General features: G+C 70.4%; 2 protein-coding genes and 1 pseudogene. 2 read left to right on the top strand and 1 reads right to left on the bottom strand.

Features of this window, described 5'->3' with window-relative positions; genetic code table 11:
- The coding region (locus R1101_RS0122570) for a phosphatidate cytidylyltransferase (RefSeq protein ID WP_016935477.1) at positions 1-857 on the top strand (857 nt) is incomplete at its 5' end.
- An 8-nt stretch (positions 858-865) separates the two neighbouring features.
- Positions 866-1609, top strand: coding sequence for a methyltransferase domain-containing protein (locus R1101_RS0122565; RefSeq protein ID WP_016935476.1), 744 nt, complete (start codon positions 866-868; stop codon positions 1607-1609).
- A 10-nt stretch (positions 1610-1619) separates the two neighbouring features.
- Here the strand turns inward: R1101_RS0122565 and R1101_RS28255 are convergent.
- Positions 1620-1834: pseudogene (locus tag R1101_RS28255) on the bottom strand (CoA ester lyase); the annotation flags it as partial.

Below are 1834 nucleotides of genomic sequence, written 5' to 3'. Positions count from 1 at the left end.
CACCGGCGACCGACCCCGGGTCGGAGCCGGTCGAGAAGCCGTCGCGGGCCGGACGTGACCTTCCCGCCGCCTTCGCGGTCGGCGGTGGTCTGGGTGCGCTCGTCATCGGGATCCTGCTGTTCGCCCCGACGGCCTGGCTCGCGGTGGTCGCGGCCGCGATCGGTATCGCGACCTGGGAGGTCACCAAGCGTCTGCGCGAGGCGGACGTGCTCGTCCCCAGAGTGCCGTTGCTGGCCGGTGGGCAGGCGATGATCTGGCTCGGGTGGCCGTACGGCACAACGGGTGTGCTGGGCGCGTTCGCGGGCACGGTCGTGGTGACGATGCTGTGGCGCCTGTTCGATCACGGGCTCGTCGCGCAGCCACGCAACTACCTGCGCGACACCGCGGTCGCGGTCTTCGTCGCCGCCTGGCTGCCGCTGCTCGCGTCCTTCGCGACCCTCATGGTCCTCCAGGATCAGGGCGCCCAGCGTGTGTTCTGCCTGATGCTCGTGTGCGTCGCGTCGGACATCGGTGGTTACGCGGCCGGCGTGCTGTTCGGCAAGCACCCGATGGTGCCCGCGATCAGCCCGAAGAAGTCCTGGGAGGGATTCGGCGGGTCGCTCGCGGCGTGTATCGCCACCGGCGTCCTCACCGTCGTCTTCCTGCTGGACGGACCGTGGTGGGTCGGTGTACTGCTCGGTGCGGTGCTCGCCCTTACCGCCACGGCCGGCGACCTGATCGAGTCGCAGGTCAAACGCGATCTCGGAATCAAGGACATGGGCACCCTGCTGCCCGGCCACGGCGGCATCATGGACCGGCTCGATTCGATCCTGCCGTCGGCCTTCGTCACCTGGCTGATCCTGACGGCCTTCGTGTAGCCCGGCCGATGGTGCGTTCGTCGAAGCTCCGTACGCCGACGTCGGGTGGCGGTGTGATCGCCAGCCCCAACATCTGGCACTGGCCCGAGGTGTACGAGGAGGAGAACCGCGCGCAGGACCCCCGTGGCGCCGTGTACGCGGCGCTGCGGCAGGTCGCGGACTGGACCGGTCGCGACGTCGTCGACGTGGGGTGCGGCTCGGGTTTCCACCTTCTGATGTTCGCGGCCGACGCGCGCGCGGTGACCGGGATCGAACCGCATCCGCCGCTGGTCGCTGCGGCACGCGCCCGCGTGCGCGATCTTCCCTCGGTCACCGTGGCGGAAGGCGCCGCCGCCGACATGCCTGTGCCCGATGCGTCGGTGGACCTCGTCCACGCCCGCACCGCCTACTTCTTCGGTCCCGGTTGCGGTGCCGGCATCCTCGAGGCGATGCGCGTGCTGCGTCCGGGTGGCGCGCTCGCCGTCGTCGACCTCGACGCCACCGCTCACCCCTACGGCGACTGGATGCGAGACGACCTGCCGCACTACGACCCGGCGGCGGTCGAAAGGTTCTTCGACGCCCAGGGCTTCGACCTGCGCCGGATCGACACGCAATGGGAGTTCCCGGACCGTGCGACGCTGGGGCGCGTGCTCGGCATCGAGTTCGGACCTCGAGTCGCGGCCCGGGCGATCCGGGAGACACCCGGCACGACGCTCACCGTCCGCTACCGGCTGCACGTGCGCCGCAGACCCGCCCGCCTCGAACTACGCTGAGCCGCGCCCTTCAGCGCGACCGGCCGATACCGAACATTCTCGCGAGTTCGGTGATCTTCTTCGCCTTCGCGAGATTCGGCAGGTCGCTGCCGTCGCGGACGTTGCGGCCGTCCTCGCCGAGCCGATCGATCACGCCCTCCGCCCAGTCGACATCCGTGGTGTTCGGGCTCAGCGCGACGTTCGCGTACGACGCGCGCTCGGCCGTCATGCACAGCTTGCCGGTCA

The organism is Rhodococcus sp. R1101 (assembly GCF_000278445.1).
Lineage (GTDB): Bacteria > Actinomycetota > Actinomycetes > Mycobacteriales > Mycobacteriaceae > Rhodococcus > Rhodococcus gordoniae.
This window is presented reverse-complemented; position numbering and strand designations above follow the sequence as displayed.

What these genes read in the sequence shown, in the direction of transcription:
- R1101_RS0122565 (WP_016935476.1), top strand. Translation starts at nt 866, where the DNA reads ATGGTGCGTTCGTCGAAGCTCCGTACGCCGACGTCGGGTGGCGGTGTG.